Source organism: Alicycliphilus denitrificans K601 (assembly GCF_000204645.1).
Classification (GTDB): Bacteria; Pseudomonadota; Gammaproteobacteria; order Burkholderiales; family Burkholderiaceae_C; genus Alicycliphilus; species Alicycliphilus denitrificans.
Genome location: NC_015422.1, coordinates 2,816,778 through 2,833,502 on the forward strand (window position 1 = coordinate 2,816,778; position 16,725 = coordinate 2,833,502).

The 16,725-nt window shown below is 59.3% G+C and carries 14 protein-coding genes and 2 pseudogenes; 3 read left to right on the forward strand and 13 right to left on the reverse strand.

The features are described 5' to 3' along the window. Positions 1-19 precede the first annotated feature (19 nt). On the reverse strand, positions 20-1,393 hold the full coding sequence (locus tag ALIDE2_RS24990) for a hypothetical protein (RefSeq protein ID WP_013722267.1): 1,374 nt from the start codon (positions 1,391-1,393) through the stop codon (positions 20-22). 305 nt (positions 1,394-1,698) lie between these two features. On the opposite strand from ALIDE2_RS24990, the gene ALIDE2_RS13390 reads away from it, so the two are divergent. Next, positions 1,699-3,201, forward strand: a complete 1,503-nt coding sequence (locus tag ALIDE2_RS13390; protein WP_013722268.1) for a tyrosine-type recombinase/integrase — start codon at positions 1,699-1,701, stop codon at positions 3,199-3,201. A gap of 248 nt (positions 3,202-3,449) precedes the next feature. On the opposite strand, the gene ALIDE2_RS13395 is transcribed toward ALIDE2_RS13390, so the two are convergent. The 11 genes and pseudogenes from ALIDE2_RS13395 to ALIDE2_RS25455 all read right to left on the reverse strand — a co-directional run. Further along, positions 3,450-4,220, reverse strand: coding sequence for a hypothetical protein (locus ALIDE2_RS13395; protein ID WP_227468462.1), 771 nt, complete (start codon positions 4,218-4,220; stop codon positions 3,450-3,452). Next, positions 4,183-5,166: an MvdC/MvdD family ATP grasp protein gene (locus ALIDE2_RS13400; RefSeq protein WP_013722270.1), complete on the reverse strand. Its 984-nt coding sequence runs from the start codon at positions 5,164-5,166 to the stop codon at positions 4,183-4,185. Before ALIDE2_RS13400 ends, ALIDE2_RS13395 begins: the two co-directional genes overlap by 38 nt. A gap of 8 nt (positions 5,167-5,174) precedes the next feature. After that, complete coding sequence (locus ALIDE2_RS24995) at positions 5,175-5,555, reverse strand: hypothetical protein (RefSeq protein WP_131798444.1); 381 nt, start codon at positions 5,553-5,555, stop codon at positions 5,175-5,177. A 134-nt stretch (positions 5,556-5,689) separates the two neighbouring features. Next, the gene (locus ALIDE2_RS13410; RefSeq protein ID WP_013722272.1) at positions 5,690-6,127 is read right to left on the reverse strand and encodes a hypothetical protein; all 438 of its coding nucleotides are present in this window, start codon (positions 6,125-6,127) and stop codon (positions 5,690-5,692) included. A gap of 120 nt (positions 6,128-6,247) precedes the next feature. Then, the gene (locus ALIDE2_RS13415) at positions 6,248-7,744 is read right to left on the reverse strand and encodes a PDDEXK family nuclease (RefSeq protein WP_013722273.1); all 1,497 of its coding nucleotides are present in this window, start codon (positions 7,742-7,744) and stop codon (positions 6,248-6,250) included. Positions 7,745-7,934: 190 nt separating this feature from the next. Beyond that, entirely contained in the window at positions 7,935-8,147 is a 213-nt protein-coding gene (locus tag ALIDE2_RS25290; RefSeq protein WP_131798445.1) for a hypothetical protein, read from the reverse strand. Positions 8,148-8,171: 24 nt separating this feature from the next. Continuing rightward, positions 8,172-8,405, reverse strand: coding sequence for a helix-turn-helix transcriptional regulator (locus tag ALIDE2_RS24455; RefSeq protein ID WP_013722274.1), 234 nt, complete (start codon positions 8,403-8,405; stop codon positions 8,172-8,174). A 563-nt stretch (positions 8,406-8,968) separates the two neighbouring features. Then, positions 8,969-10,726 carry a UvrD-helicase domain-containing protein gene (locus tag ALIDE2_RS13430; RefSeq protein ID WP_013722275.1) on the reverse strand — a complete coding sequence of 586 codons (1,758 nt, stop codon included), beginning with the start codon at positions 10,724-10,726 and terminating at the stop codon, positions 8,969-8,971. Beyond that, positions 10,708-12,732, reverse strand: a complete 2,025-nt coding sequence (locus ALIDE2_RS13435) for an ATP-dependent nuclease (protein ID WP_013722276.1) — start codon at positions 12,730-12,732, stop codon at positions 10,708-10,710. The genes ALIDE2_RS13430 and ALIDE2_RS13435 overlap by 19 nt, the downstream gene beginning before the upstream one ends. Continuing rightward, positions 12,729-12,941, reverse strand: coding sequence for an HU family DNA-binding protein (locus ALIDE2_RS25775; protein WP_013722277.1), 213 nt, complete (start codon positions 12,939-12,941; stop codon positions 12,729-12,731). Before ALIDE2_RS25775 ends, ALIDE2_RS13435 begins: the two co-directional genes overlap by 4 nt. 70 nt (positions 12,942-13,011) lie before the next feature. Continuing rightward, positions 13,012-13,191 (reverse strand): annotated as a pseudogene (locus ALIDE2_RS25455) (DNA/RNA non-specific endonuclease); the annotation flags it as partial. A 63-nt stretch (positions 13,192-13,254) separates the two neighbouring features. Between ALIDE2_RS25455 and ALIDE2_RS13445 the strand changes: the two are divergent. Further along, a protein-coding gene (locus ALIDE2_RS13445; protein WP_376738321.1) for an IS3 family transposase occupies positions 13,255-14,384 on the forward strand; the annotation gives its coding sequence in 2 pieces (ribosomal slippage) (positions 13,255-13,510 and positions 13,510-14,384; 1,131 coding nt in all). A 715-nt stretch (positions 14,385-15,099) separates the two neighbouring features. After that, positions 15,100-15,342, forward strand: a pseudogene (locus tag ALIDE2_RS13450) (efflux RND transporter permease subunit); the annotation flags it as partial. A gap of 77 nt (positions 15,343-15,419) precedes the next feature. On the opposite strand, the gene ALIDE2_RS13455 reads toward ALIDE2_RS13450, so the two are convergent. Further along, positions 15,420-16,040 carry a class I SAM-dependent methyltransferase gene (locus ALIDE2_RS13455; protein WP_013722280.1) on the reverse strand — a complete coding sequence of 207 codons (621 nt, stop codon included), beginning with the start codon at positions 16,038-16,040 and terminating at the stop codon, positions 15,420-15,422. Positions 16,041-16,725: the final 685 nt, after the last annotated feature.

The following is a 16,725-nucleotide window of genomic DNA, read 5'->3' on the forward strand; positions in this document are numbered from 1 at the left end:
TGAAAGCCGGGGCGGTTCACTACCGAATCAGCATGTTGCGTATCCAGCGCAATACTGACCAAGTTGAAGGTTCGTTGACCCTCTCATTTGGTTCATCCTGAACCGTAGGCAACTGTTTGGCTTTGCTAATTGCTGCTAGATGTTGTTCGATCTTCTGAAGCGAACCACGAATATCTTTGATCGTGGTCGAATTGCGCCCCTCTATGGCATCGACTACTGCTTGTTCCATGCTTTTCATAGTTGCCATACCCCTGAAATGCTCGATAGATAGAACACAGGTGTCAACTACAGTTTTCTTCCGCCACATAGGGGGATTGAACTTGTAAGTGATGTCCAGCGGAAGCCCCCCTGCACCGAGTTCCTTTGCAAGACCGCCAAACTGCCCACCATGAAATACTAGACGTTGACCCGGCGCAAGCAAAGGAATGCCTGAAGTCGGTATGTAGCTTCCATGCCCAGATGGAGCTTCAATACCATACCAGCCGATAGGTATCGGTTTAGAGAACTTTATGTCGGTGGCATTGCCTGTGCCTACATTTTCTATGACCAGCTCTATGATTGATTGTTGCCGTTCACTTGGCTGATAGTACGCAACAATCTGCGGCTGAGAATTTTTGTATACAGCCACATAAGCAACTAAAGCAGCCAGCGCAGCGGAAGCCGGTGCTAAAAAATCAGTCAGATATTTATTCACATCGACGGGCACTAATAACCCCTTCCATAAAGGCGTCATCGGAAATGGTATCTGAAGGCCGCTAAGCTCAGGTGCAGCACCACCAAATATAGTGCCGACAAAGAGCAGGACAACGCCTACGGCGGATATATGGACACCACCTGTAGCGGTTGTCTCGATCTTCTTTGAGACATCGGCAAGCAGTCCGGCGAACTGTCTAGCCTGCACATCCAGCGCTTTTTGTGCCTTCTTCTCAGCTTGAAGAACCGCAATGTGTGTCTTCCCTTGGGCTTCCTCCAACTCTTTGATGATCTTTTCCAAGTGCTTCAAACGACCTTCAACCGTTTGATCAGCCGATGGGCCATGAGTTGAGTATCCGTATGCCTCGCCAACCATGCTGGGGAACATCCCATTCATGGAAGCCTCGATGACGCGCGGATGATACGAGGGGAACTCCTTGATCCATCGTTGGAACTGCGACCTCACGGTCGGCTGTCCAAAGTCAGCCCGCGTCTTCAGGATGCCCCACACCACGGTCAACACACCACCGAGTTGCAGGAGCATCCCAGTCAGACGGAAAGCCCTCTCCGACCACCCACACAACCATGTGGTGACGACGGACACCACTACCACGGCAACGGCCCACCAGTAGTACGGCGCGACTGGCATCCTACGCACCCAGAGACCCACGTATCGCAACCAGCGTACGAACCTCTTCATGATCCCCTCCTAGCAAATCAAACTGTTGGGCTATTTGTTGGGCTATTTCCACAGAAAAGAAAAAGGACTTAGCCCCTTGCGAAGCTAAGTCCTTGATATAAATGGTCGGCGTGGCGGGATTCGAACTCGCTACCCCTTGCACCCCATTCATTTTTGGGTAGATTTTGGTGGATTTCCGTGGATCAATAAAATCCTTTAAAAACAATAGGTTAAGCGATAAAATTAAAGAAAAGGAGTCCCAACAAATCCCCTACCATCCCATTTCTGGTGGACCCCTGGGTGGACCCCTGGAAGCTGGAGAAACTATGCGCTACCCAAAATCTGGCATTGGCCGGAAGTGGACGGTCATCGAGCTGAAAGCCATTGGTCCATCCTGGAAGGGCGAGGTCCTGAGCGACGGTGACGGCCTCAGCGGCCAAGTGCTGGCCGCCGCTGACGGCAGCGTTTCCATCAAGTTCCGCTACGGGTTCAAATGGGATGGCAAGAAAACATGGCACTACTGCGGTGCGTGGCCGACCGCGACGCTGGACGAGATCCGGACGAATCGAGACAACGCACGGAAAGCTGTACGGGACGGCATCAATCCCAATGACCAGCGGAAAGCTGTTCGCATCGAGAACCGCCTTCAAGTAGAACGGGTTATCGCAGAGCAGAAAAAACGGGACGCCGACAACATTACTGTGCAGTCCCTGTTCGACGCCTGGGTAACCGATGGCGTCAAGCGCGAGGACAACAACGCGGAAATCAAGCGTTCTTTCAACAAGGACGTTCTGCCCGCCATCGGCACCCTACCTGTGAAGGATGTGACGGAGCACCACATTCGGGCTCTGCTTCGAGCGATGGTCGATCGAGGAGTCAATCGGCTCGCCGTCATCGCCTCCCATGATCTCAAGCAGATGTTCGTCTGGGCGGAGGAGCGGCAGCCATGGCGGCGCCTGCTGCAGGAAGGGAATCCGACAGCCCTTGTGGCAGTCGAGAACCTTGTGGATGCCGACTACGATCTTTCCAACGAGGGCACCAGAACCCTTTCTCCGAAGGAAATCAGGGAGCTGCGTGACATCTTCGCTGCCATGCACCAGGCCTACGAAGCGGCTCCCGACAAGCGCCGGGCCAAGCGGCCTGTCTTGAAGGAGACGCAGTTGGCCCTCTGGATCAGCCTGTCCACGGCCTGCCGCATCGGCGAACTGCTCATGGCCGAATGGAAGCACGTGAACTTGGAGATCGGGGCGTGGTTCATCCCCAAAAAGAATGCCAAAGGGAAGCGCGGCAAGAAGCAGGACCAGGTTGTCTATCTCTCCGCTTTTGCGCTGAAGCAGTTCAAGGCACTCCACGAGCTGACGAAGGCCTCCAAATGGTGCTTCCCGTGTGCCGACGGGGAAAACCACGTGAACGAAAAGACAGTCAGCAAGCAAGTGGGCGACCGGCAGTGCCGCTTCAAGGACCGCAAGCCGTTGAAGAACCGGGTTCACGACGATACGCTGGTCCTGTCCGGGGGTGAAAACGGCAAGTGGACACCTCACGACATGCGAAGGACAGCCGCAACGATGATGCAGCATCTGGAAGTGACACCAGAGGTCATCGACCAATGCCAGAACCATGTGCTGGCGGGAAGCAAAGTGCGACGGCACTATCTGCACTACAAATACAGCAAGGAAAAGCGCGAAGCGTGGCGGCTCCTTGGAGAAAGGCTCACGGCAATCTTCGAAGGAAAGGACGAGGATGAATCGACCCGCGCGCCTGAAGTCGACATCGAGGCGCTTTTCATCCAATCGCTGAAAGAAGAGGCGGCTCTTGAGGCCCCGGCATGATCTCTTAAAAATGTGCGTATTCCGGCGATGCCGATCAGTCAATCCTGGAACGTGAGCACAGCAGGTCCGGCGAGCAATCGGCAGGATCGCTTCATGTCCCGCGCAAGCTGCCCCGGCAGCAGCCCGGCATCGAGCCCGCAAAGCGCCCTGACCACTACCTCAATAACCTGGTACGCATGTTGGACAAGGAGATGCGCGCGACGGCGTTGCCGCTGCTTGCTGCTCGGCGGGTATTTGTATTTGGGAAACTATTGGGCCGGTAACTGCAGAGTCATTCGCAAGAGAAGCTCAGAGGTTTCATCTTTCGGTTCAGTCTTGCCCACTTGGGAATTGTTTGCACGAACGCTGGACACCACTTTCAAGTAGCTCGCCCCCGCAGCGAGCTGACTTTTTGCCGCGTCGATCAGGCCAAGCCTTGATGCAGGATCAAACATCAGCAACAACCCCAGGATCACAAGACCATTGAAAAAGCGCCGCTGCGCCACCTTGATGAAGGTGAGCTTCAGGTTAATGGTGTCGCGGTTGCGCCTGCCTTGCAGTAGCGACTGTTGGATCAGAATCTTTTGAAGGTTCTTTTTCTGCTCCTTGACTTGGACAATGTCCTCCACGCCTATGACGTGATAATTGGCGACTGCGAGGGTTTTGAGGGCCCAGTGGGCCGCGGTAATGAAGTAGATGACCGCCAGGATAAAGATGCCTGTCCACGCGAAACATCCCCAACCCGGAGAACAAGTCAACGAGGGCCCGGCGTTGCCGATAGCCCATGTCATCAATGGAATCAACGCGGCGACGGCAGCAAGGTAGGTCGTCGCCCGGGCTTCGGCTCCAGCTTTTCGTTTGTCTTCTTCATCCGTGATGCGCCTCGCCGCCTCGAGATACAAGGAGGCCTCGGCGTCACCTATGCCCTGCAGGTCCTGGATACGCGCATCCAGTTCGCGGCCGTCCTGCTGAAGCTTAGCGAGCTCCGCAGGAGAGCACATTTCAGGCCGTGGCCAAATCGCCTGCAGTAGCTTGTTCATTCGCGATCTGCGCCAGCTCGGCCACGATGGCGGCGGCGATGGGATGCCCCGTCCGGGTCTCTATCCATGCCCACTGGCCATTCGGATTGATCTCAAGAAACCACAACTGCCCTTCAGGGTCCAAGACGAAATCCAGCGCTCCGAAGCGCAGGCCCAGGCTACGCGTCATAGCTATGCATTTCCGGGCGATCTCGGACGGAAGGACGTAAACGGAGTGCGCCAGGTCCGGCGCCGAAGTCTTGCGCCAGTCCACCTCCGTTTCAGGGTGGCCTTGGGAGTCAATAGTTACGGCAAACACCCGATCCCCAACAACCGTGGCGCGCACGTCATATCGTTTCTTGATTTCCCGTTGAAGTATCAGTGGGCAGACCCTGATGGAGAGAGGGTCGGTTTGCGCATCGATGTGGACGCGGGAGGTGAAGACGACCCTGTCGGTACGTTGCCCCTTCACGACAGCGTTTCTCAGCGGTTTGCCGACAACCCTTCTTTCCGCGGCAAACGCCTGTGCAGCAACCGGAGAATTGCCGATCAGCGTCTCGGGTATCAGAAACCCGAGCCTCCGGGCAACAGTTAACTGCCTGATCTTGTCCTCAGCAAGCGCTATCGCGTGAGGGGCATTGAGCCAGCGATCCCCGACCGCCCAATAGAGCGATTGCAATGTCGCTTGCCACTCTACGGCAGCGTAAGCCTGTTCGGCCTCGTGAATGTCCGAAAGCGGCTCGGGGGTGCCTGGCCTCCGAAAGTACGCAGCCTTGACACGAGACAGGTCGAAAGACACCCCTTGGAGATCGAAATGCCAAGCATCGTCTACTTCTGGCCGACAGTAGAAGGCACCTTTCGGGAGTTCTTCCGTATTGAGCCTCAGGTAGGCGAGCCCCTTGCGTTGAAGCTCAAGTACGATGAAATCGCTCGTTAGGTCCCTTTGGCTGGTGACGATGAGAATCATGGCCTAATTCAGTCGTCGCGTTCCATGTTGGCAAACGTCTTCGTAGTGAGCCCCAGCAGGTGCGCATTCCAGTCCTGGTCATCCTGCTCCGCCTCGGCCTTTGTTTTAGTTTGCAGTTCCAGCAAGGAGGGCTCGGAACTGTCGTCCCGCTCCAACTGTGCCTCGGTTTTCGTGGTCAGCTCAGCCAAATTCGCCAGCGCTTCGACGATTGGCGCCCCCTCCATAAGCCATACATGCCGTTGTCCACAATAGGCCCCCGGCAACTGGGCGTTACCGGTGCGCTCAATGGACGCTGCGGTGAGCAGCGGGCTAATCCGCCCCCTTGGCGGCGGTTGCAATTGGGGCTCTGTCATGTTTTCTTCCCGGAAACGATGCAGCAAAAGGCTCAAGCCTCTATCTTATTCGTAGCAGGGAGAAACATCGACCGGATCGTTTCCTCTGTCTCCCACGCCCATCGGGCGGTCACTTATGCGATGCCATCCACTCCTGCCGCACGGGTGCTACGCGCGGACAGTGGCAACGCTCAGTCCGCTGCTGCGGTCGCCAGGGACCAGGCCCAATCCGGCTTCCCAGGATACTGGCTGCTGTCGCTAGGCACCGCGCCAAGGCGCTTGAAAAAGCGTTCATGCGCCTCGGAGTACGCGCGCTCGCTGAACACAATGGTCTCGGTTTCAAACTCATCCCTCAGGGCACTTGCGAGGCCGCGCGCAATTGCAAGACCAAAACCCTTCCCCACAAATTCGGTTTCAACCGCGAAGTGCTCCACCACTGCGGTCTTGCTGTCGCGCAAGCGCCACTGATGAACATAGGCACCCTGCCTCCCGTTGATCCTTATGTACAGATCCGGGGTGGAAGCTCTGGCGCTCTGCAGTAACCCGATTCCCTCGTGCTGCTGATAGAGGCAGGCGTATCGGACAAACCGGTGCTCCAACGCTTGCCTTATCACGTCGTCGTCCAGCATGGGATCTAGCTTTGCAGATCGGCGCGACCATGGCATGTTCCAGCCCACAGCGTTTCCTTCGTGGTTTGCGGATTCCGATCATTCCATCCAGCGGCGCGGCCCCACGGCTCGGCCGCAGGGCTAGATCACTGGACGGTTCTGATCGATCTGCCATTCATAGATCCCGGCCGCCTCGACGACCCGGACCTTGTCCGAAGCCTTTAACGTGCCCCCCAACTGGCTCCCGATGTCGTGCTGCATGGCTAGGCTGTGCTCGGCCTGCTTGAGCAGAACCCCGCCTTTCACCACGCCGATGTTTGTGACCTTGATGAAGAACTTCTCCGCAGCCCGCGAGCCATGTAGACTCACTGGCACTACATCAGTCGGCTTCAGTTGCCCATACTGGCTGCCAAGCCCATACAGCGTGACCTCCCGGCGTCCGTGCTGAAGCCGCGCATGCGTGGCCGCATCAAGGGTAAGGGCAGGGCCACTGTGGACCGTGCCAAAACTGGGCGCGGAAAATCTGTCGGGAAAGACGGCCTTGCGGGTCAGCCCCTCCAGCGGGACCTGCGTGTGCTCATTGATTTCCAGGTATTCGTGGAAACCGGCGAAGGGGCCGTGCTTCGCCTCGTACGGCACATAGAGATGGGGCATATCGAACACGCTGTCGCCCTTGTCATCGATGTACGCGATCGCGTCAAAGCGAAGCAGCGCACGGCGCACCAAGATCGCGCGGCGGGCCCTGGGTAGCAGTTCCCAGAAGCCCTTGACCGCGAGGCATTGCGCTTGTTGCTGTTCCTCCTGCTGGTCTCCGAGGGACACGTCTTCGTCCACCAACTCCGTGCTGTCCCATTCGCCGCCTTCGCGGTCGAGGTAGGCGAAGTGCCTGGCCTCCGTCACGACCAGGCCACATGGATCGAAGGAGTGCGCTTTGTACTCTTTCCACCGGGGATTTTTGTCGAAGTCCGGGTAGTCGCCCTCGTAGGGATAGCTTTCGTCGTCCAGATCGCGGACCAGCACGCGCTGGACAGGGCGGTCGCCCAACACCCGCATCAGCTTGTTCTTGGCCAGCACCGTGGAACGAACGGAGGCGGCCCGGGACCGCCGCCTGGTCGCCAGTGACAGGCCGAAAAAGGCGAACAGGATGTGGTCGTTCTTGGGCTGAAAGAGCATGTCCTCCAGCTCGCCGGCGCCCCACAGATAGAACTCCATGACTCCGCGGGACCTGAGCTCCTCGCGGAAGCGGTCGTGCGCGGCCTTGGAGAAATGCACTGGCGCCGCCAGGATGTAGCCGTAGGGCGGCGCCTGCGCCGCCACCCCATCCGAAATGATGGTGGCCACCTTCTTGGGCCCGACCTCCTTCTCGCGCTTGCACTGGATCATCCAGAGGTTGCCCTCCATCGGGTGCGGGATGTCCTCGGCGTCCGCCTCGTCGTCCATCACGGTCGCCGGCACCCTCGCCTCCTCGAAAGCGCGGACATCGAAACCGTCGTCGGCGCCGCCGCGCCCCGTGGACTCGATGGACTTCCACGGCCGGAAGTCATAGGCCAACTGGCGGACTAGGTCCTCGAACCGGTGAGGATCAAGGTCTTCGAAGTGAATCGGTCCGACCGTTCGCGTGATGTGTGGTTTAGCCATAGACCTCTGCCTCCCATGTTGTTGGACGAGACGGACCCGCTGCCGCTGGCCCGCGATGGCCCGAACGCTGCGCCGACCTTGCCAGCGAGCATACGCATGATGCCAGTGCGGTCGGCCGTCGTTCCAGCGATACGCACGGCTGCTGAATGGGCCGCCCCATAATCGAACGAAACGCCACAGGCAACACCATTTACTTCATCGTGGGAGGGACACCGCGCTCATAGGCCCATTTGTCCATCACCTTGGAGATGAACTCGCTGCCGTTGTCGGTCTTGATCGTGCGCGGCAGGCGGCAATCAATGCGGCGCTCGATGCTGTAAAAGAATCGGTGAATACCGCTATGGGATTCACGCTGCTTTGATTTGATATCCAGCACGCCCTCCGGAGAAGGTCGATCACGCAATGGGTTGGTCCTTGAGGAAACTTTTTATCTCTTGCTTTGGTGCGACCGATGGGAACTGCCCGATAGCGTTCGTACCCTGGCCACCACCCATTGTTCGACCTCAGAAGCCGGCCAGGCAACGGCGCGGCGGGTTAATTTTCTAGGTGCAGGGAACTCACCAGCCGCAATGAGCTTGTAGATCGTCGAGCGGGCAAGACCGGTAAGTCGCATGACGTTTGGCAGACGTAGCAATGTAAAAGAGGAGAACTGTTGCTCCATAAGAACCTCGGTGCTGAAGATGTGAAGGGCCAGTTGGCTCACGCGTGTGCATGGGCTGAACTGGAGAGGGGGCTGGACTCTATGCCAGCGTGGGGAGGTAATCTGCGCCGCAAGAATTTGGCGCGATGGTGCCGAGCACCGTCACAGTCGGACGGCTACACCGCATGTCCTGTCCGGCCAGATCATTGCCAGGGCAACCGAACCACTTCAGTTATACAGGCGGGTAACGACCGCGACGCCACCGATAATCGGTGGAAACATGACATGCGCCTTGGGACTGGCAGCACATTGGAAGACTAACAGGTAGTTCCCCCTGCCGCATCCGCAACCGAAAGCGCTCCCGCGGAAAAGGGAGGCGTCTACCGGTAGATTTCGGTGGCATTCAAGTGACCACCTAAGCCGACATCGTGATCGGCTGGAATCGACCCGAAGCCGTCCCACGATTGGCCTGCTTGCAAGTCCGCAACGCAGCGATTGCTGCCCTCCGCGTCTTGAAGCCGGATTCACGCACTGGGACCTGAAGCAGTCATCGGGTCACGGGTCGAAGATTCAACCGCCGAAGGCTACACCTCAAAGCAACGATCAGCGCCGAACAGCGCCTGCATCCGCGCAGTTTTCGCCGCGGATGCTTTGCCCATGTCGATCACAGCGAGCCTCTGTCTCGCCCTAGAGCAGCAGACGTAGAAGACATTGCGAGAGCGGTTCGCACGTTCTGGGTTCGCCGCGTCGTCGGCTCCGGACAGGTACTTGTCGAATGAGTAGAAGTTCCACGCAGCGCCGGAATCGTCCAGCACCACCAACACGGTCTCGAACTCGTCACCCTTCACCCCATGCTTCGTTGCGAAAGGCGTGTTGGTCATGAAGAACCGAGCGAATGCAGCGACCTGCGCGTAGGGAAGCGCCAAGAGTGCCGCGTACAGCTTCGCGTCCGCCTGCTCTCGCTCTTGCGCGGCTTCATCCATCTCCGCGGTGAGGATGGGTTGGTTGTTCTCGAGGCGGATGCTCAGGTCATCGGTCAGCGGGAAGAGCTGACGATCTCGAATCGTCTCCAGCACCTCCCTGACAGTGCCCGCGCCGCGCTTGTCGATCAGCGTGTTCAGCGCGTCGCGGACGCCTGACTTCGCGGCGCGACTGGCAAGCCGGTGACCCGCGCCATGAAGCCTGCCGAGCGTCTCGCCGATTTGTCCCTTCTCCCAAGCCTGCGCCAGCGGCTCCACCTTCTCCAGAAAGAAGGCGATCCGCCGATCGGAACCATCGGTGAGGGCATCTTTGGCGAAGCCGCCTCGATCCGCAAAAGCCTGCAAAAGGTCAGCGAAACCGGCCTTGCGGGCAATCAGCCTGTGGGTGAGGTAGAGCTCACGCTTGCCGTGGCCAACCAGGTTCCAGGCCAAGGTGCCAGTCAGCAGCTCTCGTGCGCGCTGAAGGCCAGCTTCATCCGCCGCACCCCCGACTCGGATGTACGCGGCATCGCCTTGTACGTTCATGTTGCCCGGGATCTGTGTGATGTCGGTCCGGATCTTGTTCAGTACGTTGATGACGCTGAGGGAGCAGCGGCGGTTCTCACGCTTGACGATCACTTCCAGCGGCGCGGCGAGATCCGCCGGCAAGGTGCCGATCCCCTTGTGCTCACCGTGGTGATAAATGTTCTGCATCTTGTCGCCGAAGAATCCCAGCACGACCTTGCCACCGACCAAGGGCAGGATTCGGCGAAGCAGGATGTCGACAACCGCCGCGCTGGTGTCCTGGTACTCATCGACGAAGATGTAGGGGTAGCGGCTCGCCACGATCCGCACCAACTTGTCGTACCTGGCATAGGCAATACAGGCGATCGACAGCAGGTCGTCATGAAAGATCCGACCGTCGAGGAACTTGGAGCCTCGGTCCGAATACTTCACCTCGAGCCGGCCATCCACCTTCGCCCGCAGTTCAGCCTGATCGACTCGACGCGCGCTTGCCGGCGGTAGCGCCCCGTTGAAATCGAGCAGCGCTTGTCGGAGTGCCTGCTGATGGGGCTGCAGCGTGCTCCAGAGGAAGTCGTGGATGGTCGAGACCCGCACCAGGCTGTTGCCTTGAATCCGCTCGATCACTTGGTCCTTGGCTACGTTGGTATAGGTGATGCAGGCGATCTGCTGCCCGTCCCGTTTCAGCCTGTCCGCGATGGGTGGTGCGCACAGCTTCTTGAGGCCCTCGACCAGAGAGTAAGTCTTGCCCGCCCCAGCACCGGCGTCCAGCACGAAGCTTCGGCCGTTGGTGAGGCAATCGGCGATGCGCTCGTCCGCCGTCTTCTCCGGCTGTGCCGCGGTTACTGCTTCGCCAACCATTCGAGCCCCTCTCGGATGTACTTAGGTGTTGCCCAGCCGCTGTTGGCCAGAAGATCAAGCGCGAAGTCGACCTTCGGCAGGCTGATCGCATAGGCGTCAGCGGTCAGAGCCGCGGCGTCCGCATGGGTGAAGGTGTCGCCGGTGGCGAGCAGCTTGGCCTTGTTAGCGAGCAGCCATGCCGAATTCGCATACACGAAGGCTTCCTCGAAGCTCCGTGCACAAGGTTGACCAGCGGCCTCCGCGACTTGGTAGGCGACTCGAACGCGGCCGGAGGTCTTCTCTGCTTCACCAGCTGCCATCAGCTTGGGCAGGTCGGCACTGCCCGGCAGCCACTTCGACAGGGTCGCATTGCTGCTCGCGTGGCCGCTGGCGACAGGTGTCTTCTTCTTGGTGGTGCCGTCGATCGAGTCCAGATCGGTGATCACGAGCGCTGGCAGCTGCAGGAACTCGATCAGCTTTCGGAAGAGATGCGCATACGCGCCACCCACCTCCACCGTACAGACATAGGTCGAAGTGAGCTTGTCGCGAAGTGCGGCTTCTAGTGCCGCGATCAGCCGAGGCAAGAGCATGCGCTCGACCTGTCCTTCGATGAACACGAGCTTGTCGGCAAAGAACATGTCGCATCGCGTCGTCGTGAGGTACTTCCGAAGGAACTCCATCGCGGTCTTCTCAGGGTCAGTCTTCGCCGAAGCCTCGAAGGACAGCAAGTCCTTGATCTCGACCGTGCCCTTATTGCGCCGGAAGTAGCGAATCGGCGCGAAGCCGCAGTTGGCCGCCATGTGCGACGAGTGCGTGGTGAGCAGCAGCTGCACGCCAGTCTCGCCGGCCGCGGGTGCAAGGAACTCGCTGACCTTCTGGACGAACACCGCCTGCATCTGGGGATGCATGTGGACTTCCGGCTCCTCGACGACCACCAGGTGCACGCGCGGACGGTGCTCAGGGTCTGACTCGACGTCCTCACGGAACGACTTCAAACACAGGACGATGTAGATCAGGTTCTTGAACCCGAGACCGTTGTAGCGTTCAGGCAGCTCGAAGGCTTGATCGATCGCCGCCGCGGCACCGTCGGCCGGCAATCCCGCAGCGGCGATGGCGGCGTAGTAGACGCGCGTCGTGTCCTTGAAGAGCCCATCGGCGCTGAGCTCGGCGCGGACCGTCAGTTTGGGGGACTCGGGGTGGCCGAACTTCGCGAGGCCCTTCATGAGGCCATCAAAGGCCTTGACGTACTGGGGACCGAGCGCTGTGGACTGCTCTCGCAGCGTCTTCTCAAGCGCCTTGAAGTCGCTGGGCGCGTCGACCTTGTACCGACGCTCGTAGTGGGCGTGGAGCAGCGTAGACAACCGCGTGGCCTTACTGCCCTCCTCACGATCGTCAATGTGGCGCTGTGCACTGACGACATCGATTCGAATCAGCCGCTGCAGGATGCCGCGGTCGGGCAGCCTCTCGGCTTGGGTGCCGTCCGGGCTCAGCTTGAACTGATCGAGCTTGTAGTGGTCGTGCAGCGTGACGGCAAGGTAGTCGGCGAAGGACTGGTCATCGTCACGATCTTTCATGTACGCCTCCGCCAGTTGCTGGGGGTTTGCAGGCCCGAATCGGATCTCGACGGTGACGGTCGTGGACGCATCCTCCAGGTCCATCAGCAGTTCGCCTGCGAGTGCCAGATCCGGACCGGTGTCGTCGTAGTCGAACTTCAGTTGCAGCGACAGGACCGGCAGCGCAGGCAATGGCGGCGGCTCAGTCGCTGGAGCACCCGCGGCTGCCGCTGCTGGTGGCGTCAGGACGTGTGTCTCGAACTTCTTGAAGGCGTCACGGCAGCCAAGGGAGAAGTCGTTGATCGACAGCTGCTTTATCGGCCTTTGTAGGAACGCCAGCATGGCCTCGATGGTCGAGGTCTTGCCGCTGTTGTTGGGGCCCACCAGGATCGTCGTGATGCCCGTCGTGTCCAGCCGCATGCGCGCGTCCTGCAGCAGACGGAAGTTTTTGATGCCTATCTCGCACAGCTTCATGTCCGTTCTCGCTTTCTCTGATCGTCGCGGGCGCTGCGCCCCCCTGCACGAGTAAGCCTTGATTGGCGGGTGCGCGCCGTACGCTTGGCATCGCCCTTCTTGACGGCGGTCTTGATGGTGTCGATCAGCGTTTCCAGCACCGCATTGGCTGCAGTCTTGGACAGGTCATTCCTGGAAGCTAGGATTTCAACAAGTTCTGCGCGGTTCATGGATGCTCACGTGTTGACGTTGGAAAGGGCCGATTTATAACCCCGCCGCTGACACGGCCCTTGCTGCGACTCAATGCTGCAGTGCACTTGCTGGCGAAAACTCCACTCCCGTGCGTTCGACCAGTTCCTGGTAGCTGATCGGCCGACCCACCGTCTCCCCCTCGCGGTTCTCTTGCCAATGCGCCCAAGCTCTTTGAGTGGTCGCGTCGTGCACGAGCTCGTACAGATAGGTCGGTACCTTTACCCCGTTTGACCTGCAACCCGCCACCCGTACCAAGGCAATAGAGAATCCGCGCAACCGAGAGGAAGCGCGATGCGCAAGAGCAGGTACACGGACGAACAGATCATTGGGTTCATCAAGCAGGCCGACGCTGGCATGAGCGTTGCGGACCTGTGCCGCCGAGAGGGTTTCAGCTCGGCCACGTTCTACAAGTGGCGAGCCAAGTTCGGCGGCATGGAAGCCAGCGACGCCAAACGGCTGCGCGACCTCGAAGCCGAGAACAACCGGCTCAAGAAGCTACTGGCCGAAGCGGTGTTGGACAACGAGGCGCTGAAGGTGGCCTTCGGCGTAAAGCGCTGAGCCCACCGGCGAAGCGACGCGCGGTGGGCAAGATGTTGGAAGAGACCTCGATCAGTGAACGGCGCGCCTGCGCTTTGGTGGGACTGTCGCGCGACAGCTGGCGGCACCCGCCCCAGCGCGCACAGCACGACCAGGCCACGAGTCAGCGCATCGTCGAGCTCGCGCACGAGCGGCGTCGCTTCGGCTACCGGCGCATTGCCGACCTGCTGCGGGCTGAAGGCACGAAGGTCAACGACAAACGCGTCTATAGGCTCTACAGGCTGGCTGAGCTGTCGGTGCGCAAGCGCCGCGGCAAGCAGCGCCTGAAGCTCGAACGCGTGCCGCTGCACCAATGCCAGAGCGTCAACGAGGTCTGGAGCATGGATTTCGTCAGCGACAGCTTGGCCAGTGGCCGGCGCATCAAGTGCCTGACCATCACCGATGACTTCAGCCACGAGTGCGTGGATATCGCCGTCGACCACGGCATCGGCGGCGAGTACGTAGTGCGCGTGCTGGAGCAGGTGGCGCGGTTTCGCGGTTACCCGCAGGCCGTGCGCACAGACCAGGGGCCCGAATTCACCAGCCGAGCCTTCATGGCGTGGGCGCAGGCCAGGGGCGTGCGCCATATCCTCAACCAGCCCGGCAAGCCCACGCAGAATGCCTACATCGAGAGCTTCAACGGCAAGTTCCGCGACGAGTGTCTGAACGAGCACTGGTTCCAGAGCCTGAAACAGGCCCGTGCCGAGATTGCGCGCTGGCGGGCTGACTACAACGAGATCAGACCGCACAGCAGCTGCGGCCGGATTCCCCCAGCAAAGTTCGCAGCGCGACATCGACAATCAACTGGCGGCGCCGTAACGGCGCCGCTTCAAACCCAGGAGTAATCTCCTTTAACCAGCGGATTTTCTCAAAACGACTGGTACGGGTATTGGGGGCAGGTCACGTTGGCGCCAACGTGCGGCACCGCATGTTTGAAAAGAAAACACCGCTCGGGCAGCTTCGATATCAATCGATTTCCGCTGCAGTGAGAACATCCTGAGGAGACGCCAAACGCGTGAATGCTGGATAGAAATCTAGATGGTTTTGAATAACTGAGGCATTGAACGTTGCCTCAGTTTTCCGTCGCATGTCTTGTTCAAGAGTGCGTAGGAATTTTGGTATCCGGCAAGCGGCGGCTTCACGGGCAAAGCTGCCACGCTGTTCATTCCGGCGATTGACTGTAACCAGCCTGATTCGGGCTTTGACTTGACTCGGGTAGAACCAATGCATGGCAGCCCCCTACATGCCTGCCTGATACGTGCCAGTCGAGTGCGCCCAATCTCATAGGCAATTGAACGGATTTGTGGCAAGTTTGCCGGGCTCAATGATCAGCCAAGCCCCCTACCACCTGAAGATGGCAGTACGAACAGCATGCGACCTAGCGCACTTCTGTTCTGCAAGGTAGCTTTGTGGGGATCTGATGTTTGTCGGCGGGGGAGTCGCTCCTACGCCGAGCAACTCAGATTGGCACGGGGCCCTGGTCCGGTCGGTCATGTAGATGTGGCGCGTGTGGTCACGTTGCAGTGGACTCGGTGGTCAAGTGCATCTGGTTTTCGCAAATACACCCCCATGGATCTGAGGGAGATCCAGGACTGGATCATCAAACCGCAACTGCGCACCGTTCCGGGTGTCACCGAAATCAACACCATCGGCGGGTATGCCAAGGAGTTCCAGGTGGCACCGTGGCCAGACAAGCTGGTGGCTCACGGACTGACGATCGCAGACCTGGTCACTGCATTGGAGCGCAACAACGCCAACGTGGGCGCAGGCTATATCGAGCGCAGTGGCGAGCAATACCTGATATCCGGGGCAATATCAAGTGACATGAGGACGATCAAATGGGGCGCGGGATGCGTGACGATCTCAGGGCCTGATGGCGCCTACTGCGCGTGGTGGCGGCAAAAGCAGTAGACAAACTGCTGCGGTGCGCCCCAAGGGGTGGTGTGGATCTCGGTATGGCTTTCGATCAGCTCGAATGGTGCTCCGAACTTGCCGTGCAGTTCCTCGGGCGCATAACGGGAAACGGCCAGGCCGCTACACTTTTCAGGCCCCTGTGGCCCGAAGGTGCCGACAATGGCAAAGCCACCAGGCCTCAGGGCATGAACCACCTGCGCCATGTAGCGCTCACGCTGCTCGTCAGTGGTCAGAAAGTGGAACACCGCACGGTCGTGCCACACATCCACCGAAGCCGCAGGCAACTCCACCTCCAGAATGTCCGCCACCAGCCAAGCTACATCGGCGGCCTTGGGCCCCAGGCGTTGTTGCGTGACCTCCAGCGCCGTGTGGGACAGATCCAGCACCGTGATGTCCTCGTAGCCATCGGCCAGGAGGTCATCGACCAGCGTGGACTCGCCTCCGCCCACGTCGATGATGGACGCCTGCTTGGAGCCCGCAGCCGTGCGGACATACTGCAGGGACTGCAGGAGATGCGGTGCGTACCAACTCACCGTTTCCGGCGATTTGGTTTCGTAGACCGATTCCCAATGGGTTTGAGTGCTCATGATGGGCTGCTCTCCGACAAGGTAGTGAAACTACGAACGGCATTGATTGCCATGGGTCAGGAGGCGAAGCTTACCTCGCGAGGCGAGAAAAGCTTGCATGCCTTGGGATGTCGATACTTTTCTCTCGCAGGCGTGCGAGCAATCTGTGAAGTCCGCCACCGGGGTTGTCAAAAAGGCGTGGTCAAACTTCGCACGAAATCACTTGGTAATGAAGAATTTTTCCCTCCAGAGGACAAACCAGGATACGGCCAGTCTTGATTCATAAGCCTTTTCTTATTAAGAATAATTCCTTAATTTCAGAATGACGCTAAGCGCCAAGACCTGCGTAGCGTCATCAACTGTCACTGGCTTGGCGCTATTCATTGACCTTCTGATGCCTCGTTGGCCCGCTTTCGGCGAGCGGACTTCTGCGGTGGCCTGAACTGCGCGATCAACGTGCGCAGAGTTTCCGCTTCAGCCTTGTGCTGCGCAACCGCCTGAAGGGCTTGCTGCAGCTCAACACGTTGCGCCTGGTTGACCCTGGCGCTTTCGGCCATAGCGGCGCGTGCGCTGTCCCGCTCCGCCGCCAACCGTGTCTGGGCGGCATTGGCTTCCAGGAGCTTGGCGTGGTGACCCCTTTCGGTTTCAGCAAGCCTGGTCCTTGTGCTCGTCGGAACCGTGCGCCAGCACGCCCACGGAGGCGGCG

Coding starts and splice junctions, on each gene's coding strand:
- ALIDE2_RS13400 (WP_013722270.1), bottom strand. CDS start 5,166: ATGATTCTCATCGTCACCAGCCAAAGGGACCTAACGAGCGATTTCATC.
- ALIDE2_RS13410 (WP_013722272.1), bottom strand. CDS start 6,127: ATGCTGGACGACGACGTGATAAGGCAAGCGTTGGAGCACCGGTTTGTC.
- ALIDE2_RS13435 (WP_013722276.1), bottom strand. CDS start 12,732: ATGAAGCTGTGCGAGATAGGCATCAAAAACTTCCGTCTGCTGCAGGAC.
- ALIDE2_RS13430 (WP_013722275.1), bottom strand. CDS start 10,726: ATGGTTGGCGAAGCAGTAACCGCGGCACAGCCGGAGAAGACGGCGGAC.
- ALIDE2_RS25775 (WP_013722277.1), bottom strand. CDS start 12,941: ATGAACCGCGCAGAACTTGTTGAAATCCTAGCTTCCAGGAATGACCTG.
- ALIDE2_RS13455 (WP_013722280.1), bottom strand. CDS start 16,040: ATGAGCACTCAAACCCATTGGGAATCGGTCTACGAAACCAAATCGCCG.
- ALIDE2_RS24455 (WP_013722274.1), bottom strand. CDS start 8,405: ATGGAGCAACAGTTCTCCTCTTTTACATTGCTACGTCTGCCAAACGTC.
- ALIDE2_RS13390 (WP_013722268.1), top strand. CDS start 1,699: ATGCGCTACCCAAAATCTGGCATTGGCCGGAAGTGGACGGTCATCGAG.
- ALIDE2_RS13395 (WP_227468462.1), bottom strand. CDS start 4,220: ATGAACAAGCTACTGCAGGCGATTTGGCCACGGCCTGAAATGTGCTCT.
- ALIDE2_RS13415 (WP_013722273.1), bottom strand. CDS start 7,744: ATGGCTAAACCACACATCACGCGAACGGTCGGACCGATTCACTTCGAA.
- ALIDE2_RS24990 (WP_013722267.1), bottom strand. CDS start 1,393: ATGAAGAGGTTCGTACGCTGGTTGCGATACGTGGGTCTCTGGGTGCGT.